This is a genomic window from Morganella sp. BCCO 40_0007, from assembly GCF_032989665.1.
GTDB classification, from domain to species: domain Bacteria; phylum Pseudomonadota; class Gammaproteobacteria; order Enterobacterales; family Enterobacteriaceae; genus Morganella; species Morganella sibonii.
This window is the reverse complement of record NZ_JAVBIN010000006.1, coordinates 179676-199112: the sequence shown is the minus strand read 5'-3', so window position 1 is coordinate 199112 and position 19437 is coordinate 179676. Positions and strand designations below refer to the sequence as shown.

General features: G+C 47.1%; 18 protein-coding genes and 1 tRNA gene. 3 read left to right on the top strand and 16 right to left on the bottom strand.

Features of this window, described 5'->3' with window-relative positions:
• Window positions 1-73: 73 nt before the first annotated feature.
• On the top strand, window positions 74-949 hold the full coding sequence (locus R5268_RS09155; protein WP_317419238.1) for a cation diffusion facilitator family transporter: 876 nt from the start codon (window positions 74-76) through the stop codon (window positions 947-949).
• A 257-nt stretch (window positions 950-1206) separates the two neighbouring features.
• Here the strand turns inward: R5268_RS09155 and R5268_RS09150 are convergent, their stop codons facing one another.
• Window positions 1207-1587: a NirD/YgiW/YdeI family stress tolerance protein gene (locus R5268_RS09150; protein WP_317419237.1), complete on the bottom strand. Its 381-nt coding sequence runs from the start codon at window positions 1585-1587 to the stop codon at window positions 1207-1209.
• A 172-nt stretch (window positions 1588-1759) separates the two neighbouring features.
• On the bottom strand, window positions 1760-3181 hold the full coding sequence (locus tag R5268_RS09145; protein ID WP_317419236.1) for a DKNYY domain-containing protein: 1422 nt from the start codon (window positions 3179-3181) through the stop codon (window positions 1760-1762).
• A 574-nt stretch (window positions 3182-3755) separates the two neighbouring features.
• Between R5268_RS09145 and R5268_RS09140 the strand changes: the two genes are divergently transcribed.
• Window positions 3756-4460: a tetratricopeptide repeat protein gene (locus R5268_RS09140; protein WP_317419235.1), complete on the top strand. Its 705-nt coding sequence runs from the start codon at window positions 3756-3758 to the stop codon at window positions 4458-4460.
• Between the two features lie 35 nt (window positions 4461-4495).
• Here the strand turns inward: R5268_RS09140 and R5268_RS09135 are convergent, their stop codons facing one another.
• The 13 genes from R5268_RS09135 to xerD form a co-directional block, all read right to left on the bottom strand.
• Entirely contained in the window at window positions 4496-4819 is a 324-nt protein-coding gene (locus R5268_RS09135; RefSeq protein WP_107680032.1) for a YnfA family protein, read from the bottom strand.
• 333 nt (window positions 4820-5152) lie between these two features.
• Entirely contained in the window at window positions 5153-5782 is a 630-nt protein-coding gene (locus tag R5268_RS09130) for a TetR/AcrR family transcriptional regulator (protein ID WP_317423087.1), read from the bottom strand.
• A 134-nt stretch (window positions 5783-5916) separates the two neighbouring features.
• Window positions 5917-7245, bottom strand: coding sequence for a putrescine-ornithine antiporter (gene potE, locus R5268_RS09125; RefSeq protein ID WP_107680042.1), 1329 nt, complete (start codon window positions 7243-7245; stop codon window positions 5917-5919).
• A 63-nt stretch (window positions 7246-7308) separates the two neighbouring features.
• Window positions 7309-9471, bottom strand: coding sequence for an ornithine decarboxylase SpeF (gene speF / locus R5268_RS09120; RefSeq protein ID WP_317419234.1), 2163 nt, complete (start codon window positions 9469-9471; stop codon window positions 7309-7311).
• Window positions 9472-9849: 378 nt separating this feature from the next.
• Complete coding sequence (gene speFL, locus R5268_RS09115) at window positions 9850-9957, bottom strand: leader peptide SpeFL (protein ID WP_107678959.1); 108 nt, start codon at window positions 9955-9957, stop codon at window positions 9850-9852.
• A gap of 698 nt (window positions 9958-10655) precedes the next feature.
• Window positions 10656-11162, bottom strand: a complete 507-nt coding sequence (locus R5268_RS09110) for a tetratricopeptide repeat protein (RefSeq protein ID WP_317419233.1) — start codon at window positions 11160-11162, stop codon at window positions 10656-10658.
• Between the two features lie 207 nt (window positions 11163-11369).
• Window positions 11370-11729 carry a hypothetical protein gene (locus tag R5268_RS09105; protein ID WP_218454418.1) on the bottom strand — a complete coding sequence of 120 codons (360 nt, stop codon included), beginning with the start codon at window positions 11727-11729 and terminating at the stop codon, window positions 11370-11372.
• A 298-nt stretch (window positions 11730-12027) separates the two neighbouring features.
• Window positions 12028-12101: transfer RNA gene (locus R5268_RS09100), tRNA-Gly, on the bottom strand.
• A gap of 104 nt (window positions 12102-12205) precedes the next feature.
• Entirely contained in the window at window positions 12206-13723 is a 1518-nt protein-coding gene (gene lysS / locus R5268_RS09095; RefSeq protein WP_107678962.1) for a lysine--tRNA ligase, read from the bottom strand.
• Window positions 13724-13732: 9 nt separating this feature from the next.
• A protein-coding gene (prfB, locus tag R5268_RS09090) for a peptide chain release factor 2 (RefSeq protein ID WP_096862115.1) occupies window positions 13733-14831 on the bottom strand; the annotation gives its coding sequence in 2 pieces (ribosomal slippage) (window positions 13733-14755 and window positions 14757-14831; 1098 coding nt in all).
• A gap of 104 nt (window positions 14832-14935) precedes the next feature.
• On the bottom strand, window positions 14936-16669 hold the full coding sequence (gene recJ / locus R5268_RS09085) for a single-stranded-DNA-specific exonuclease RecJ (protein WP_317419232.1): 1734 nt from the start codon (window positions 16667-16669) through the stop codon (window positions 14936-14938).
• 22 nt (window positions 16670-16691) lie between these two features.
• On the bottom strand, window positions 16692-17384 hold the full coding sequence (gene dsbC / locus R5268_RS09080) for a bifunctional protein-disulfide isomerase/oxidoreductase DsbC (RefSeq protein WP_107678964.1): 693 nt from the start codon (window positions 17382-17384) through the stop codon (window positions 16692-16694).
• A gap of 12 nt (window positions 17385-17396) precedes the next feature.
• Window positions 17397-18311 (bottom strand): site-specific tyrosine recombinase XerD, encoded by a 915-nt coding sequence (gene xerD, locus R5268_RS09075; RefSeq protein WP_046894461.1) that lies wholly within the window; start codon window positions 18309-18311, stop codon window positions 17397-17399.
• A 133-nt stretch (window positions 18312-18444) separates the two neighbouring features.
• On the opposite strand from xerD, the gene fldB reads away from it, so the two are divergent.
• On the top strand, window positions 18445-18963 hold the full coding sequence (gene fldB, locus R5268_RS09070) for a flavodoxin FldB (RefSeq protein ID WP_182105148.1): 519 nt from the start codon (window positions 18445-18447) through the stop codon (window positions 18961-18963).
• 5 nt (window positions 18964-18968) lie between these two features.
• On the opposite strand, the gene R5268_RS09065 is transcribed toward fldB, so the two are convergent.
• Window positions 18969-19376, bottom strand: a complete 408-nt coding sequence (locus R5268_RS09065) for a protein YgfX (RefSeq protein WP_182105149.1) — start codon at window positions 19374-19376, stop codon at window positions 18969-18971.
• Between the last annotated feature and the right edge of the window lie 61 nt (window positions 19377-19437).

The following is a 19437-nucleotide window of genomic DNA, read 5'->3' as shown; positions in this document are numbered from 1 at the left end:
CGGAACCGGTTTCCCTTTCGTATTATTCTGTAATAAGTCAGACAGGAAGACAAAAATCATAAGGAAAAACCCCATGAGTGAAAAACATGAGCACGGTAATATAAAATCACTGCCGGAATCACGATTACTTATTGCATTTGCATTAACATTTTCTTTTATGCTGGTGGAATTTATTGGCGGTTATCTTACCGGCAGCCTCGCCCTTATTTCAGATGCCATGCATATGATGACAGATGCATTCGCTCTGTTACTGGCACTGATTGCCATCCGTGCAGGAAAAAAAGCAGCCGATTATCTCAAAACATACGGTTATGTCCGTTTTGAAATTCTTGCCGCGATGATGAATGCCCTTATTTTACTGGCCGTCGCATTCTACGTATTATATGAAGCCTACCGCAGGATCTCCGCAACCCCGGATATTCAGTCTGTCGGTATGCTGATTATTGCTACTGCCGGTCTGATCATTAATCTGATTGCCATGCAGCTTCTGAAAAACAGCAAAGAAGAGAGCCTGAATGTTAAAGGGGCCTATCTTGAAGTCTGGGCAGATATGCTGGGCTCAGTCGGCGTTATTGTCGGTGCGGTCATTATCTGGCTGACAGGCTGGTTAATCGTCGATTCTGTTATTGCCGTCTTTATCGGCTTTATGGTTTTTCCGAGAACCTGGATTCTGTTAAAATCCTGTATCAATATATTATTACAGGGCACGCCGGAGAATATCAGTATCAATGATATTATTAATGAGATAAACAGTAATGAGGATATCGCCGGGACTCATAATGTTCATTTGTGGGCATTAACACAGAGTAATTATGTATTAACGGCTCATATAATATATAAGGCTGGCGCTGACCATAATAAAATCCGGAAATCATTAACAGATGTTATTCATGAAAAATATGATATTGATAATATCACCTTTCAGATGGAACAGGAAAAGCCGGAGTAAAGTTACTCCGGTTATCTAAAAATACGCCAGAACACTGCTGATACTGTCAGCTATCTGAGAAATGGTACCGGATTGTGAAACAATCCGGTTATAAAACTGAAAAAGTACATCACGATAAACAAAAGCAATAGTAATTACAGCGAGAAAAAATGTATATCTGAGTAAATTTGTCAGTAGTTTCATTACGCTTATCCTTTTCGTAATGTTATTGTTATCCGGGTTAAGGCTGTGAACAACACAGCCTTAACCGGTTTCAGTTATTCTGCCAACGATACACGTTCTGCATTAATCTCATGCTGAATCAGATGGTTATCAACACGCCCTTCAACACGTATTTTGGTTTCAGGTGAAACATTGATTCCGTTCCATTTTTCGTTATCTATTTTTATACGGGTAATACCGGAGTCATCTTTAAACTCATACAGATTGTGGCTGATATTCCTGATAATAAAACCTTCGATAATCACTCTGCTGTCATCCGGCTGATTATTTGCATTTGAAACGCTGACAACCTGTGCCGCCTGTGAAGCAAACCCGCCACCTGCTGACTGATTATTATGATTCACGTTTGCCAACACATTAGCTGATAAACCAAATACTGCACCGCCAAGCAATCCTGCTAATAATAACTTTTTCATAATCCCTCCGGGAATATCATATTAAAATGGCTAAAGTTACTTTTGGTGGTTAATTTTAACGGGTAATTTCTGTATCTGATTAAAGTATAACTCTGGAGTTAACTCCAGAGTCAATATTATCAGGTTATATTTACTCAACTATACAGATTACCCGGAAATACATAAACGCGGATTAATCATCTCCGGAAAAATTCAGGAAACTGAACATGCTCTCTTTATAACGCGTAGTGGCTTTCAGAATTTCAGTACCGGAAACCTCCTGCAAACGTCCGTCATGAGCCATTTTCCGGAGTTCATCAAACCGGAGGTCATCACTCAGCAACGCGCGTACGGTTATCTCATCCGGAATGAAATAAATCGGCCCCCGCATAAGCTGTGACGCACCCAGACGATCAAAATAATAATATTGCCCGCCCTTCTGCCAGACCTCTCCGTAATGATGAAACGTAACATCGCCGATTTTTACCCAGTTGCCGGTTATATTATCGTTAAGGCGGCGGAGAACCGTACTGCGGGAAATCAGCCCCGGCGATTTCCTGTTGCCCCATCGTTCCGCACCCTGCAAATACCGGGTTTCATTACCGCAGGTAAAAATCAGCGGTGATATTTCCTGACAGCTTTCCTGCAATGACGGATTATCGCCTGCACGACGGATTTTCTCTTTTTTCCGGTCGTAAAAATAAACGCCCTGCGCGGATAAAAACAGCCCCTGATTAACATGCTGACCATAAAAACTGATCACTTTATAAGGCGCATATTCCGGCGGAAATACCTGATTATTGATGGCCACCTGACCGGTTTGCGGATCAAATAAATAGGCTTCCTGAAATAAATTACCGAGGAAAAAGCCATACAGCGATTCTGTATCTTTCAGCGGCAATAAATAGTGCTGATAATAAACATGCTCCCCGTCATGATAAAATACCCGGCTCTGACGCACTGATTTATCCTCCTGCCGGACATTCACGGGGCGTATTGTCTCCGGGTTTGCGCCGGGCATTAACTTACCCTCAAAGAAAACCTGTTCTCCGTTACTGATAAGACCGGAGTCCGGTAATATCCGGTAAGGCGCGGCTGACGGCGGTAACGGCTGCTGCGGATAATAATACGTCTGCGGTTTATCACTCAGTCCCCAGCCGTAACACCATTCCTGATACAATTCCTGCAGACCGGACAGTTCATTATTTATCCGGGTATAAGGGGCACAAAAAACCGTATTTTTGCCATCCGTAAAATAAGCATTACCGATGGTCACGGCCGTCCGGGGATTAAAATCCGGAACGGGAAGATTACCGCACCATGCGTGATTTTTATCCGCTGCAAATTGCCGTCCATTGTGGTTGTTATTATCAGGCAGCAATCTGAAACTGTCCGGGTCTGCGCCGGGGATTAAAAAATACCCGTCAGACGGAACTGCGGCATAGACATGGCCGTCATACAATGTAAATACAGAATTTCCGAACTGTTTGCCGTCACGGTCAATATCGTAATACGGTGTTTTATTCGCGGCCAGAATAACCCCGGAGATAAACAGGACAGAAGCCAGCATAATGCCGGACATCAATATAATGATAACCGTTTTGCTGACTTTCATGTTTCTCCGGTCATTATGGCGGGGGGACAGGCTAAGAATAAGATGAATTTATCATAAATACCGGACACACAGAAAAAAACAAATCCCCTGCTATAGGATTTATGAATATTTGACGGCATGTTAACAAACAAACACCCTGCCGGGTGGTCAATTATGTTTAAAAAAATCATATTATCAATGGTATCAGGCCTGACTGCCTCTTCATCTGTAGTGGCTGCGGCATCCTGTCTGCCGATAAAATGGCCGCAGAAATGGCAGAGAGCGACCTGACTAAGTCTGACCGCCGTAAGGACGCGCTGGTTTACACCGGTTACAGGTATTCAGAGCAGCAATTGTCCCGTATTTGCGCTGATAAAAATACCTGTGATAATCTGAAAGCTGTTTTTTATTTATGTCTGACTCACATTCCGGTGAGAATGCAGAGGTTCAGATACGAAATGCCCTGAAAAAACCGGGATCACTGAAAGTGATATTCCCGCTGCAATGAACCGGTTTGAAATATTGATTAATCAATATCAGAAACAGATGCCACAACAGTTCTGTGATTTGGGTTAATCACTAACCGGATACCGATATGAGAAAAATGCTCCGCATACTAAACACACTGGTTTTTCTGATGTTTTTATTTCCGTTTTCTGCGGTTGTATATGCGGCAGAAAATACAGCTGTCAGAGCCGATAATATTAAGCATGCTGCTGAAAACGGTAATATAAAAGCACAATCCGCACTTGGTCTGATGTATTACAACGGCGACCATGTCACACAGGACCCTGTAAAAGCCAGATACTGGTATGAAAAAGCCGCACATGCCGGTGATGCAAATGCTCAGGGTCTTCTGGCGATGATGTATTTTACCGGGGATACGGTAAGCCGGGATTATCAGCAGGCGTTATTTTGGTTTGATAAAGCCGCGGCACAAGGTGATACCGAAGCCATGGCATTTATCGGTGAAATATACCTCTATGGAAAAGGAACCGAAAAAAATTACACCAAAGCAGCTCGTTATCTGCAAAAATCGGCAGAGGCCGGTGATGCTTATGCTCAGGGATTACTGGGTATCATTTATTACTATGGCAAAGGCACAGAACAGGATTATACCCGTGCCCGTGAATGGTTTGAAAAAGCCGCACAACAAAATGATAAAAAAGCACAACTTGCACTCGGACTTATTTATGCCAAAGGCCACGGTGTACCGGAAAACAGAGCTGCCGCCAACACATGGTTCCGTAAATCCTGTGATAACGGCTTGCAGGCAGCCTGCGACAGAGTGACGAAATAATGATAAAACAGCGCCCGGCGGAAAAAGAAATATTCTCACCGCCATCCGCTGATAATAATCCCCGCCCCGGCAAGAACAACGGCCGCCCCAGTCCAGTCTGATACTGACAGCGACACACCATCAACCACCCGCAGCCATATCAGTGCAGTCACCACATAGATTCCGCCATACGATGCGTAAATTCTGCCGCTGGATTCAGGGTGTAATGTCAGCAGCCAGACAAATACGACCAAACTGGCAGCAGCAGGCAGCAGTAACCACACACTTCCCTGTTTTTTTAACCATAAATACGGAAAGTAACAACCGGCGATTTCAGCCAGTGCGGTCAGAGCAAAAAGACCGATAATTTTTAATGTCATGCAGTTTTCTCCGTCACAATCCGGCCAGTATACCGGTATATTTACACGAAGCGGCTGTATTTTTCATACCGGTGCTTCTGCATGCCTCCTGCGTCTGTATCAACCCGGTAGTGTTGTTGTCTGCCGGAGAAAACAGACGTCAGGATTTAAAGACAGGCATTGTTCAGGATAAATAAACTTAGCTGAAACAGCTGATCCCGTAATGTTATAGGGGTAATTGAGGACATTATAGTAAATGCCATATAACCGGGTATATTCCGCAGACAGAATAACCCCGGATAAAAACAGGGCTGAGGCCGGACAGAATAAGAAGAACAAGAGCTTTTCCGGCTGTTATGCTTTATCAGCCAGTAGCTGCTTCATAAAAATAGTAATAAACAGATCCAGCGGTTCACCGTTGCGGGTCAGTTTGGCACGCATGACCGCCCCTTCCCAGCCTGCCCAGAAAAAAGCAGCCATCTGCCTGCAGTCAGTATTTCCGGAAATAAGATTTTGCGCCTGCGCTTCCAGCAGACAATTCTCCACTTTTTTTTGCCAGCCCGTAATAATGTCATTGAGTAATTCACAATACCCGGCCGGCAGACTGATAACTTCCTGCCCGAGATTGCCGATCAGACACCCGCGCTGCCAGTGATATTTTTCCATTCCGGACTTGGTGATACTGCAAAATGTCAGTAATCTTTCCGGTGGCGGCAATGTGGTATCAGACAGACATTTATCCAGCAGATGAGAAAAACAGTCGTCATAATGACGTATCACTTTCAGACCAAAATTTTCTTTACTGCCAAAGTAATAATAAAAAGATCCCTTCGGAACACCGGCTTTTGTTAATATTCCGCTGATATCCGACGTCATATATCCTGTTTCGGTAAACACCTCCGTACCGCTGCGGATCAGTATTTCTTTTACGTCAGTACCTGCATCATGGTTTTTCGGCGGTCGTCCCCGTTTCGGTTTTGTCATTATTGCTGTCATTACGTTTTATCCCTGTTATGCGGAATAGACAGATTGCTGTCCGTATACATTCCGGTTGTTTCGCTGCAGGAAAAAATCCTCCCGCCGTAACTGCACGGGAGGAACCCACCGGAGAGTGTTCGTTATTTCATCATTACGTCCTGGTTTTGTTTCATTTCAAACCGCGGGGAAACAAAACCATACAGTGTCCAGCCGAGGAAGGTGGCAAGCGCCCCCCACATCACAGCATCTTCACCGGATGAATACAGCGCATAGAAACTATAAACAGCACCGATAAATGCAATCACATTGCCTGTCCGTGCTTTCTTAGGATCCACATTGGCGACCTTCTGCAGAATAATCATGGCAGCCATGGAAAGGATATAAGGGATAATATTGGTAACAACGGCCAGGTTAACCAGCACATTGAACTGTTTATTCAGTGACGGGCTGATGGTCATCAGCGACAGTGCAGACTGAATAATAACAATAACCAGCATACCTTTTACCGGGGCATCTGCTTTGGTAACGGCGGAAAAGATTTTCGGGAAATAACCGGAATCAGATGATGATTTAAATACCTGCGCAATGGTGAACTGCCAGCCTAATAATGAACCGCAGCAGGACATAATCATCAGCGCCATAACAACCTTACCCACACCCGGCGTAAACATTTGTGAGAATGCCAGGCCAAACGGCGCAGTCGAGTTTGCCAGATCCATATTCGGTACAATACCGGCGATAACGTTTGTTGATACGATATAGATAACCGCTGCGCCTAATGTGCCGCCCAATACCGCAATCGGCACATTTTTCTCAGGATTATCAACCGCCTCACTATTAGCACATGCTGACTCCATTCCTAAAAATGCCCATAATGTCATCGCGATAGAAGAACCGACCGCCTCAAAAAGCGGAAAATTATGCGGGTTCCAGGAATTAACATACAGTTCAGGACTGAACCACCACCAGCCGATAACAGAAATACCAACAACCGGAATAATTACCCCCCAGACAGTCACACTGCTGATCCGCCCCGTGATCCGTGCACCGCCGAAGTTTGCCACCGTACAAATCCACAACACAACAATTGTGGCAATACAGATACCCAGCGGCGTCATCGCCGCATCCATCAGTTCAGCACCATAACCGACGGCTGAAATCGCGATCGCAACGTTTGCAATCAGCAGAGAAACACCATAGGTATAATTCGCCATAAAGTTACCGGATTTACCGAATGCGTATTCCGCGTAACCTCCCATCCCTCCGCTGCGGCGGCTGTACATGCCGCACTTGGCAAATGCATAAGCCAGCGCCATAGAGCCGACGGCGGTCACAACCCAGGACAGAATAGAAATTGTCCCCACTTCCGCCAGTTTTGTCGGCAGCATAATGATGCCGGACCCCATCATATTCACAGCAGTTAATATAGTGAGCTGTAATACGCTCATTTTATTTTTTGAAGCACTCATCATATTTCTCCCCGGCTGACGGAGCACGCTCATCCGCGCTCCGTCATGCACGAATTAACGAACTCAGTGTTTAATTACATAGCCGTATGCCCGCTGACGGCCATCTTCGTCACAGCGGATATACACACCCTGTAATTCCGGTGAGAATCCCGGGAAGAGGTTAATCCCCTCCTCGAGCGCCAGGAAGTATTGCTGCACGGAGCCGCCCCAGATTTCCCCCGGAACCACACACAGAACCCCCGGCGGATAAGGCAGAGCACCTTCAGCCGCAATACGGCCTTCAATCTGATCCACTGCAACCAGTTCCGCATTACCGCGCACAAACGCAATATTTGCTGCCTGCGGCAACATGCTGACCTGCGGGAAGTGTGATTTGCGGAACATCTCTTTCTGGAGTTGTTTCACATTAAACTTCACATACATATCATGCATTTCCTGACATAACTGACGGATGGTATACCCCTGATAACGGGCTTCATGTGCATGATATACAGACGGCAGCACCTCTTTCAGCGGCGCATCCTGCTCCAGTAATTGCTCAAAACGGGCAATCTGAGCCACCAGATGCTGCATTTTTGCCATGCTCTCGGCAGGCGTCAGCAGGAACAGAATGGAGTTAAGATCGCATTTTTCAGGAATGATATTATTTTCGCGCAGATAGTTAGCCAGAATCGTTGCCGGCACACCGAACGCTTCATAATTACCGGTTTTGGCATCAATACCCGGCGTTGTCAGCAGTAATTTGCACGGATCAACAAAATACTGATTTTCTTCATATCCTTCAAAGGCATGCCAGCGCTCACCCGGCACAAAATTGAAGAACCGGAGATCATCGGCAATCACATCAGTATCAAAATCGCCCCATGAACGGCCATCGATAGTTTCCGGAATGAACGGGCGGATATGCTGACAGGATTTCAGCAGTAGCTTACGGGTTTCAATCCCGGTTTTCACGCAGTCCATCCATAAGCGCGTACCGGATTTCCCTTCATGCATTTTGGCGTTCACATCCAGAGCGGCAAACAGCGGATAGAACGGGCTGGTGGAAGCATGCATCATAAAGGCGTTGTTCAGACGCTTATGATTCACATAACGGCTCTGGCCTTTAATATGGCTGTCTTTTTTATGGATCTGAGATGTCTGAGAGAAACCGGCCTGTTGTTTATGGACTGATTGTGTGACCAGAATTCCGGGATCATTTTCATTCAGCTCCAGCAAAAGCGGAGAACAATCTTTCATCATCGGAATAAACTGCTCATAACCAACCCAGGCGGAATCAAATAAAATGTAGTCACATAAATGACCGATTTTATCGACAACCTGACGTGCGTTATAAATTGTTCCGTCATATGTACCCAGCTGAATAACGGCCAGGCGGAACGGACGTTTTTCACCGGTTCGTTCAGGTGCGACTTCTTTAATTAAGCCGCGAAGATAATCTTCCTCAAAACAGTGGGCATCAATCCCGCCGATAAATCCGAACGGGTTGCGCGCCGCTTCCAGATAAACCGGTGTTGCCCCTGCCTGTATTAATGCGCCGTGGTGGTTTGATTTGTGGTTGTTACGATCGAATAATACCAGGTCACCCGGCGCCAGTAAGGCATTCAGCACCACTTTATTTGAAGAAGACGTACCATTAAGGACGAAATAGGTTTTATCCGCATTAAAGACTTTCGCCGCATGCTGCTGTGCCGCGCACGGAGCCCCTTCATGAATCAGCAGATCCCCCATGGAGACATCCGCATTACATAAATCAGAACGGAATAAATTCTCACCGAAATATTCAGCAAACTGGTTGCCGAGCGGGTGACGGCGGAAAAACTCCCCGCCCTGATGTCCGGGACAATCAAACGCTGAATTGCCCTGCTCAACATATTTTTTCAGACTGCCGAAAAATGGCGGTAACAGACTTTCTTCATATTTCAGCGCCGCTGTTTCCAGTTGCTTACTGTATAACTCACCGTTCTTTTTATTTAAATCAATCACACCGGTTAACCGTGTAATGATATCTGCCGGAATGACTTCGTGATCACTGATTACAGCGAAAACCGGCTGTTCAAAACTGTGCTGCTCAATAAAATCCAGCTTTCCGTCGCGGATATCATCAAGTGAAATAACGATTACAGCAACATCAGTAAAATCTGTATTCAGGATATCCACACATTCCCGGTGTGTTGAAATATAGTCAGACATATCATAGCTGACAGCTATTTTATAACTTTTCATTTTCATACCTTTTATTTTTGGCAAAAATTTCCCGCTGAAATATTCAGAAAAAATATTTCAGTTATTTATTTTCATAAATGCGAGTTTGTTCCCTCAATATACTATTGAGTTAAAAAGTCACATTTCTCTTTATGCCATTACGTATGTCAAAACAATGTACAGGGCTGACGGCTTTCACTATCTCAGCAAGGGCTTTTTTGCCATAACCGGAAATGATGAAAGCTGTTTACCTGCACATTGATATGCATGAAAACCAGAGTATGAATTATCAATCAGAATTCAGTATATCCACAAATAAATGCGGGATATAATGAGAAAGAGGTCGACGATCCATACGATGGCAATATGCAGACAACGTCATGGATGTCAGTAGAGGAACTACCTTTGCGCATTAAAACGATTAAAATCAAAACACGAACGATGTGAGAACATCATAAGGTGTGTGACGCGTCTTATATGCGGCCAAAATCGGTTATTGTTTTCCATTTTTGCACCTGTTTAAAATTAAGACTATCTGACGAACAATTATCAATATAACCAAGTATAAATACCATACCGTGATATACATCAAAATAACAATCCTAAAAATAGATTTAGCCAATATTAACTGGTACAAGAATACATTTTGTTAATGTCGTGTTGTATATATTATTGACGTAAATTAAAAAATAAATACATATTTAATATAGTTACTACGTCTATATTAGAGATAATAACCAACCTGCTGAAAATATAGTGAGCCGGTCTATATTCATTATTTATAAGACAATAAAATACAGTCACGATATATATATTTAATCAAATAGCATCAATAGTTTAAATTTAAATTAAGATGCAAAAACAGTAAATTATAAAAAATACTATTTTATGACCGGGAAACTCGTAAAATTAATAAGGTATTATTTTTGAATAATTATTCATTAAACCGGCAATCGTCGCTGTGGTGAATCAGGTGTTGCCTGAGAGCGCGGATAACGGGCGTGTCACTGCTGAACGGATTAATGAGACTGGCGATCAGACGAAAGCCGGTAAAGTGCGGCACAAGGATATTGCCGGGAAGTTGAATTAAATTACAGAATCCGGCGATTTCAGAATACGCCCTGCTGTGTTCTGTGACGGCTACATCACTGACTGAGGCAGCAGCGGCACAGTACATCAGACTCCGCAAACACAGAACACGACATTCATTTATCCTGAATTGATTTCTTTAAATTACAACCGGCAAAAGACCCTGACTCACAAGCCTTGCTATACCATTTTTTCGCTTTTAGTTTATTTTTCGGAAAAAAAGAACCACCTGTGGAATATAAATTTCCAAGGCTTATTTGTGCTCTTACATTTCCCTGATTAGCGGCTTTTTCGTACCATTTTTTTGCAAGAAAATAATTTTTATGAACACCTGTTCCTGAATAATAGAAGTCACCGGCCTGTATCTGAGCAGTTAAATTCCCCTGCATTCCGGCTTTTTCATACCAGTAAAGTGCCTGAGCCGGGAACGCAAAAACGCCATCACCTTCAATATATATATCTCCGATCTTTTTTTGAGCAACCGGGTCTCCTTTTTGAGCGTCGGGGAGCAACAGGATGTATTCAGGCTTACTCCTGATTTCCTCTAACATAGCGTCATAATCAACAGCAGCGAAAGATTCAGCCGCAATAAAAAAAAGAAATAACCATGTGAAAATTTTCATATTCTGCCTGTCCATCTATTTTATTCTGACTGCATACCCTCTGATATGAGCATAAATATAATGTTCCGTAAACCACTCATGCCGGGATTTTGCTAAGATTAAGCATCTGTATTTACCGCTGTTCAGACTGCCCTCACGGGCTTCCTGCGATGTACATAAATCATCATTCTTATTACTCTGCCAACAATCAACTATTCCACATAAAAACTAATTACTTCCGGATTTGTATTTAGCCCTGTAAATCCGTTTCTCATCATTAACACACTCCAGGGTAAACACCTCATTGATTGATCCGATTCTTACTTTAAAATGTGTGCCGCTATCAACATCAATCACTGTTGGGTAAGCATTACTGAAATTGGAGATTACAGTCTTCGCTATTGATTTACATTCATTAAATAACATTTCAGAGCTATCAGATTTATCCAAAACGGGTATTTCGCTATCCGGGATTTTATTGGTAACGGTCATATCCAGCAGCTCTGAGGGGGTGTAAACAACGTCAGACGTCTCCTCAGCCATACCAAAAACCGGAATTAACATGCATAACCCTATTATTTTCTTCATGTTTTCAATCCGTTAATGTTATCAATAAATGACTTATTCAAGATCACCATCGTGCTGAACGGGTCTGTTTTTTTGTCATATAAAACATACATGACCGGTACTGCACGGTTGCAACCTGCCGGAAAACAGAAATCATTGCGCTCCGGGATATCCGAAAATCATCAAATTTCATTCTATACGCATTACTATACACAAAGATGTATCGATTCCGGCAGATCTCAGAATACTGAGTCCGGGCTGTAAGGTCTGGTTTTTACAGGGAGTTGAAAATGTAAGAAGGTATTCAGAAGGACTTGAATGGAGCGGGCGAAGGGAATCGAACCCTCGTATAGAGCTTGGGAAGCTCTCGTTCTGCCATTGAACTACGCCCGCATCGGGATGTGTGAGATTATACGCCGGTCAGCTTGTATATCAAGAGGATAGTGAAAAAAAAGCCCCACAATCTTGTGAGGCTCCGTATTCATTTACTGCAATGATTATTTGCCCGGGCGCATCGCTGGGAACAGGATAACGTCACGGATAGTGTGGCTGTCAGTAAACAGCATAACCATACGGTCGATCCCGATACCCAGACCCGCTGTCGGCGGCAGACCGTGCTCCAGTGCGACAACATAGTCTTCGTCATAGAACATGGCTTCATCATCACCGGCATCTTTCTGACGAACCTGCTCGGCAAAACGTTCTGCCTGATCTTCCGCATCGTTCAGCTCAGAGAAACCGTTACCGATTTCACGGCCGCCGATAAAGAACTCAAAGCGGTCAGTGATAAACGGATTGTCGTCATTACGGCGTGCCAGCGGAGAAACTTCTGCCGGATATTCAATGATGAATGTCGGCTGGATCAGGTGGCTTTCTGCCACTTCCTCGAAGATTTCACACTGTACGCGGCCCAGACCCCATGATTTTTCAATTTTGATATTCAGGGATTTTGCGATAGCAACCGCTTTATCCATATCGTCCAGATCCGCCATATTGGTTTCCGGACGATATTTGCAGATTGCTTCTTTCATGGTGAGTTTGGCAAACGGTTTACCGAAATCGAACTCCTGGTCACCGTATTTCACGACCGGGTTACCCAGCACATCCTGCGCGATGGTGCGGAACAGCTCTTCGGTCAGCACAATCAGGTCTTTATAATCGGCATACGCCATATAAAGTTCCATCATGGTGAATTCCGGGTTGTGACGCGGAGAAACCCCTTCGTTACGGAAGTTACGGTTAATTTCAAACACACGCTCAAAACCACCGACCACCAGACGCTTCAGATACAGTTCCGGCGCAATACGCAGATACATATCGATATCCAGCGCATTGTGATGAGTGACAAACGGACGCGCACTTGCCCCGCCCGGGATCACCTGCATCATCGGGGTTTCCACTTCCATAAATCCTTTGTTCACCATGAACTTGCGGATTTCAGCCAGGATACGTGAACGCATCGCGAAGGTGTTACGGGATTCATCGTTGGCGATAAGATCCAGATAACGCTGGCGGTAGCGGGTTTCCTGGTCATTCAGACCGTGGAATTTATCCGGTAACGGACGCAGTGCTTTGGTCAGCAGACGGACTTCAGTACAGTGAACAGTCAGCTCACCGGTTTTGGTTTTAAATAATTTACCGCGTGCCGCGAGGATATCGCCCAGATCCCATTTTTTAAAGGATTCGTTGTACACGCCTTCCGCCAGATCATCACGGGAAACGTAGATCTGAATACGGCCCGCAGTGTCCTGTAAGGTGGCGAAAGAGGCTTTACCCATGATACGGCGGGTCATCATACGGCCGGCAATCGCCACTTCAATATTCAGGGCTTCCAGCTCTTCCGCGCTTTTTTCGCCATACTTTTCATGCAGCTCACCGGATACCGCATCACGGCGGAAATCATTCGGGAATGCAACGGCTTCTTTCTCACGCAGTTGTGCCAGTTTTTCACGGCGCGTTTTTAATTCGTTATTTAAATCAGGTGCCTGTTCAGCACTGTGTTGATCTTGTGACATTTTTAATCCTTATAAACCCGCTTTTAAGCTGGCCTCAATAAATTTATCCAGATCACCGTCTAATACTGCCTGAGTATTACGGGTTTCCACACCGGTACGGAGATCTTTAATCCGGGAATCATCAAGTACATAAGAACGGATCTGACTGCCCCAGCCGATGTCGGATTTGTTATCTTCCATTTCTTGTTTATCGGCGTTTTTCTTCTGCATTTCATATTCATAAAGTTTTGCTTTCATCTGACGGAAAGCCTGGTCTTTATTCTTATGCTGCGAGCGGTCATTCTGACACTGAGTGACGATCCCGGTCGGAATATGGGTAAGACGCACCGCAGATTCCGTTTTGTTGACGTGCTGACCACCGGCACCGGAGGCGCGGTAAACGTCAATACGGATATCCGCCGGATTGATTTCGATATCAATATCATCATCCACTTCCGGATAAATAAACGCGGAACTGAACGAGGTATGGCGGCGGCCGCCTGAGTCAAACGGGCTCTTGCGCACCAGACGGTGAACACCGGTTTCTGTGCGCAGCCAGCCGTAAGCGTATTCACCCATGATCTTAACCGTTGCCGATTTCAGACCGGCCACATCACCGTCGGATTCTTCAATAATTTCGGTTTTAAAGCCGCGGCTTTCTGCCCAGCGTAGATACATACGCAGCAGCATGCTTGCCCAGTCCTGAGCTTCTGTACCGCCGGAACCGGCCTGGAGGTCGAGGTAGCAGTCAGCGCTGTCATATTCACCGGAGAACATCCGGCGGAATTCCAGCTGGCCGAGTTTATCCTCCAGCCCTTTCAGCTCTTCAACAGCTTCATTAAAGGTTTCTTCGTCATCCGCTTCGACAGCGAGTTCCAGAAGACCACTGACATCCTCAAGCCCCTGGTCAAGGTCATCAATGGTTTCCACGATGGCTTCCAGAGAGGCGCGTTCCTTACCGAGTGCCTGGGCACGTTCAGGTTCATTCCAGACGTCAGGCTGTTCCAGCTCGGCGTTAACTTCTTCTAAGCGCTCTTTCTTGGCATCGTAGTCAAAGATACCCCCGAAGCACCGAAGTACGCTCAGTCAAATCCTGGATCTGATTTTTTACCGGGTTAATTTCAAACATGTCTTTTATCTTTTTGTTGATTGTCAGGTAATAATGTGAGAACTGTACATTGTAACGAAAATCCGCTCATCATGACAGCACTGCAACCCCCTTTCGGACTAAAATTAATCCGGCCAGATATGTTCTATCAGTAACTGCACACTGCGCTGCCCGCGGAACTCATTCACATCCAGTTTGTAGGCGAGACGAACCCGCTGCACACTGTTGTCCGGCCAGTAATTTACATCCACGTTAAAGGCGATACCATCGAGCAGCGGACCGCCGCCTTCCGGTTCGATCATCACTTTCAGGTGTTTTTCACCGACGATGCGCTGTTGCAGCAGACGGAATGTACCGTCAAACAACGGCTCCGGGAAACCCTGTCCCCACGGTCCGCCTTCACGCAGAAGACCGGCGGTTTCCAGAGTCATATCCTGCGGCGGCAGCACCCCGTCGCTCCAGATGACCCCGTGCAGCAGGCCGGGGTCGATCATATCATCCACCAGCGCGGCAAATTTATGCTGAAAATCAGGAAAACAGGATTCCGGCAGAGAAAGCCCAGCGGCCATCGCATGACCGCCGAATGCGGCCATCATTCCCGGGTTGAGAGTATCAAGCCGTTCGAGCACGTCCCGCAGATGCAGACCGCTCACTGAGCGTCCGGAGCCTTTCAGCAGGCCGTCACCACAGGGAGCAAACGCAATTACCGGGCGGTGATAGCGCTCTTTGATTCGCGAAGCGAGAATACCGACCACGCCCTGATGCCATTCCGGATGATACAGTGCAATGCCCGACGGCATTTCTGTAGTGCTGTGCTCAATTTTACTGAACAGCGTCAGCGCTTCCTGCTGCATCCCCTGCTCGATTTCACGCCGGGTCTGATTCAGGCCGTCCAGTTCATGCGCCAGCATACGCGCTTTTGCCATATCATCGGTCAGCAGCAGTTCGACGCCGACTGACATATCATCCAGCCTGCCCGCCGCATTAAGGCGCGGCCCGAGGGCAAAACCCAAATCACTCGCGACCAGTGCGGACGCCTGCCGTTTGGAGATTTCCAGCAGTGCGGTGATCCCGGCACAGCAGCGCCCCGCACGGATGCGGTTCAGCCCCTGATGCACCAGAATCCGGTTATTCTGATCGAGAGGTACCACGTCCGCCACCGTGCCCAGCGCCACCAGATCCAGCAGTTCCGCCAGATTCGGCTCGGTAATATTCTGCTGTGCAAACCAGCCGTCCGCCCGCAACGATGCCCGCAGCGCAGACATCAGGTAAAAGGTCACACCGACCCCCGCCAGGGATTTGGAGAGAAAACCACAATCCGCCAGATTCGGGTTAATAATTGCTTCCGCCGGCGGGAGGATTTCCCCCGGAAGGTGGTGGTCGGTCACAATCACGCGGATTCCGGCGGCATGAGCAGCGGCGACACCGTCATGAGAGGAGATGCCGTTATCCACTGTCATAATCAGCTCCGCCCCTTTGCGGCGGGCCTGCTCTGTCACCTGAGCGCTGAGCCCGTAGCCGTCCTCAAAACGGTTGGGGACGAGAAAATTCACCTGCCGGAAGCCCATCCGGTGCAGTGCGCGGACAGACAGTGCGGTACTGGTCGCACCGTCAGCATCAAAATCGCCGACAATCACAATCCGCTGATTCTGATGCAGTGCCTCTTTCAGTAATGCGACGGCCTGATCGATACCACTGAGCTGACCGTAATTAAGCAACCCGCGGGCACCGCGTTCCAGTTGCTCTGCGGAGGTGATCCCCCTGGCGGCATACAGACGGCATAACAGCTCAGAGCGATCAGGGGCAAGCAGTGCGGTATAATCCGCTGCTTCGCGGCGGCGGAGTTCTGTTTTTATCATAACAACCTGATTATACTATTAATTATTTATTTACTAATTCAGCAATTTTATCCGCAGATAAGTAACCGGCAATCAGTGTTCCGTCTTCCAGGACTATCGCCGGGGTGCCGGTGATGCCGAATTTCAGGCCGAGATTATAGTGTTTACTGATATCAATATTACAGCTGTCTATCTGCGGGATCGGCTCATTACGGAACGCACCGTCCAGCGCTTTGGTTTTAAACCCGTTACACCAGACAGACTGCATCTCCCGCCCGACCGCAGATTCCGGCCCTTTACGCGGAAACGCCAGATAACGGACGGTAATGCCCTTATCGTTTAAGGCTTTATTTTCATTATGCAGTTTGAGGCAGTACGGACAGGTGATATCCGTAAAGACCGTAATAACATGATTTTCGCGCTGAGATTTATAAATGATCATCTCATTTTCAAGACTGTTCAGTTCCTCCAGCAGCACATTATTGGTGATATTTTTCGGGGTTTTACCGCTCATATCAAACATCGGCCCCTGCAGCAGATAACGGCCGTCATCACTGATATAAAAAACACCCTGTGCGGTGGCAACCGATGAGACACCGGGTACCGGTGACGGACGGATCATGGTGGCGGTCATGTCCATTTTGCCCAGCGCTGCTTTGATTTCACTTTCCCCGGCAACCGCGCCGTGACAGAACACCAGCAGAGCTGCCAGTGCGGATGATACAATTTTCAGCATACTCTTTCCTTATCAGCCGCGCGGATGGTGCTGCTGATGCAGCGAGCGTAACCGCTCCGTCGCGACATGGGTATAAATTTGTGTGGTGGATAAATCACTGTGCCCCAGCAGCATCTGCACCACCCGCAGATCCGCCCCGTGATTGAGCAGATGGGTGGCAAAGGCATGGCGCAGCACGTGCGGTGAAAGTTTTTCTGTCGCAATCCCTGCCACCACCGCATAGTGTTTGATACGGTGCCAGAATGTCTGCCGTGTCATCTGCCGCCCGAGTTTACTCGGAAACAGCACATCTGCGGCCTGTCCGTTCAGCAGTGCCGGTCTGGCCTGTGCCAGATAGACTTCCAGCCAGTAGACAGCTTCTTCCCCCATCGGCACCAGGCGCTCTTTATTGCCTTTACCGATCACACGGATCACCCCCTGACGCAGACTGACATCCGGCAGAGACAGTGATACCAGTTCCGTCACGCGCAGACCACAGGCGTAGAGTACCTCCAGCATGGCTTTATCGCGCAGTTCGAGAGCGTCGGTAACATCCGGTGCCGCCAGCAGGTCATCCACCTGGCTTTCGCTTAAATCTTTCGGCAGCCGGGCAGGCAGTTTGGGTGCCGACAGCTGAATAGTCGGGTCATCCGTCCGCAGCTTTTCGCGGTAGCAATACTGGAAAAACCGGCGCAGCGAACTGAGCATCCGGGCCGAGCTGGTCGCTTTGTAACCGCGATCCAGTCTGTCTGCCAGAAAAGCCTGCAAATCAAGGGTGGTCAGTGATAACCAGTCCAAATCCTGCGGTGCCAGCCAGTCCGCCAGTGCCTGTAAATCCAGGCGGTAGGATGCCAGGGTGTTTTCCGATAAATTCTGTTCCAGCCAGATAGTATCAAGAAACTGCTCTGTCAGTGCATCACTTTCGCTGTGTTGTACGGCGTCCTTCACCGCTGACCTCCCGTTTGAATTCCCGTGTCAGAATTAACTTATCTTCTGTTACAATACCGTAATCCTGTGATGAAAGCAGCGGACAGACGCAGCGTGCTTTCATTTTTTACCTGATACACAGCAGAATAAACAGATGAAAATTGGTCTTTTTTATGGTTCCAGCACCTGCTATACCGAAATGGCAGCTGAAAAAATCCGTGATATTTTAGGTGATGATCTCGTTGAACTCCATGATGTGAAAGAGACAGATCTGCAACTGATGGAAAGCTACCCGGTGCTGATCCTCGGTATTCCGACCTGGGATTTCGGTGAAATCCAGGAAGACTGGCTGGCGGTGTGGGAGCAGTTGCCGCAGCTGAATTTATCGGGAAAAATTGTCGCCATGTACGGCATGGGTGACCAGGTGGATTACAGTGACTGGTTCCTGGACGCTTTGGGTTATCTGCATCAGCAGCTGCAATCATCCGGGGTGAAATTTGCCGGTTACTGGCCGGCGGACGGTTATACCTTCACCAGCCCGAAAGCCCTGACACCGGACGGTAAGCAGTTCGTCGGCCTGGCACTTGATGATGTCAATCAGTATGACGAGAGCGAAGAGCGCATCGCCACATGGTGCATGCAGGTGCTTGAGGAAGTACAGGAGCTGTTGTAAACAGGTCAGATATCCGGGTACTGCAAAAGCAGCTGATTAAGGCTGCTCCATGCCTCGGTTGGGACACTGTCAGAGGCTATCCACAGGTATTTCTGCCGCCCGGATGTCAGTGAGCGCAGATGCAGACGGATACCAAGCCGTGTGATATACGGCGGTTTGGTGATCTCCCATTCACTTTTGCGCCACAAAATCCGGTTATGGTTTTGCAGACTGGCAGGACCGGCGCGTTTGCTGATTTTATACTGTGTCCGTCCCCAGCCCGCTATCAGCAGCAGTGTCAGCGGCAGCCAGATAAATGACGTTTTGCCGGGCCAGGGCGCAAATAATACGCTCAGTGCCAGCACACCGTAAATCAGCGTTGAAAAGACCTGAGTCTTAAATGAGACACGTAATACTGATTTCCACAAAACCACGGCCTGCCCCCTGTATCCTGACACAATGACAGCATCCGCTGTCCGGCTGAAAGCCCGGTTT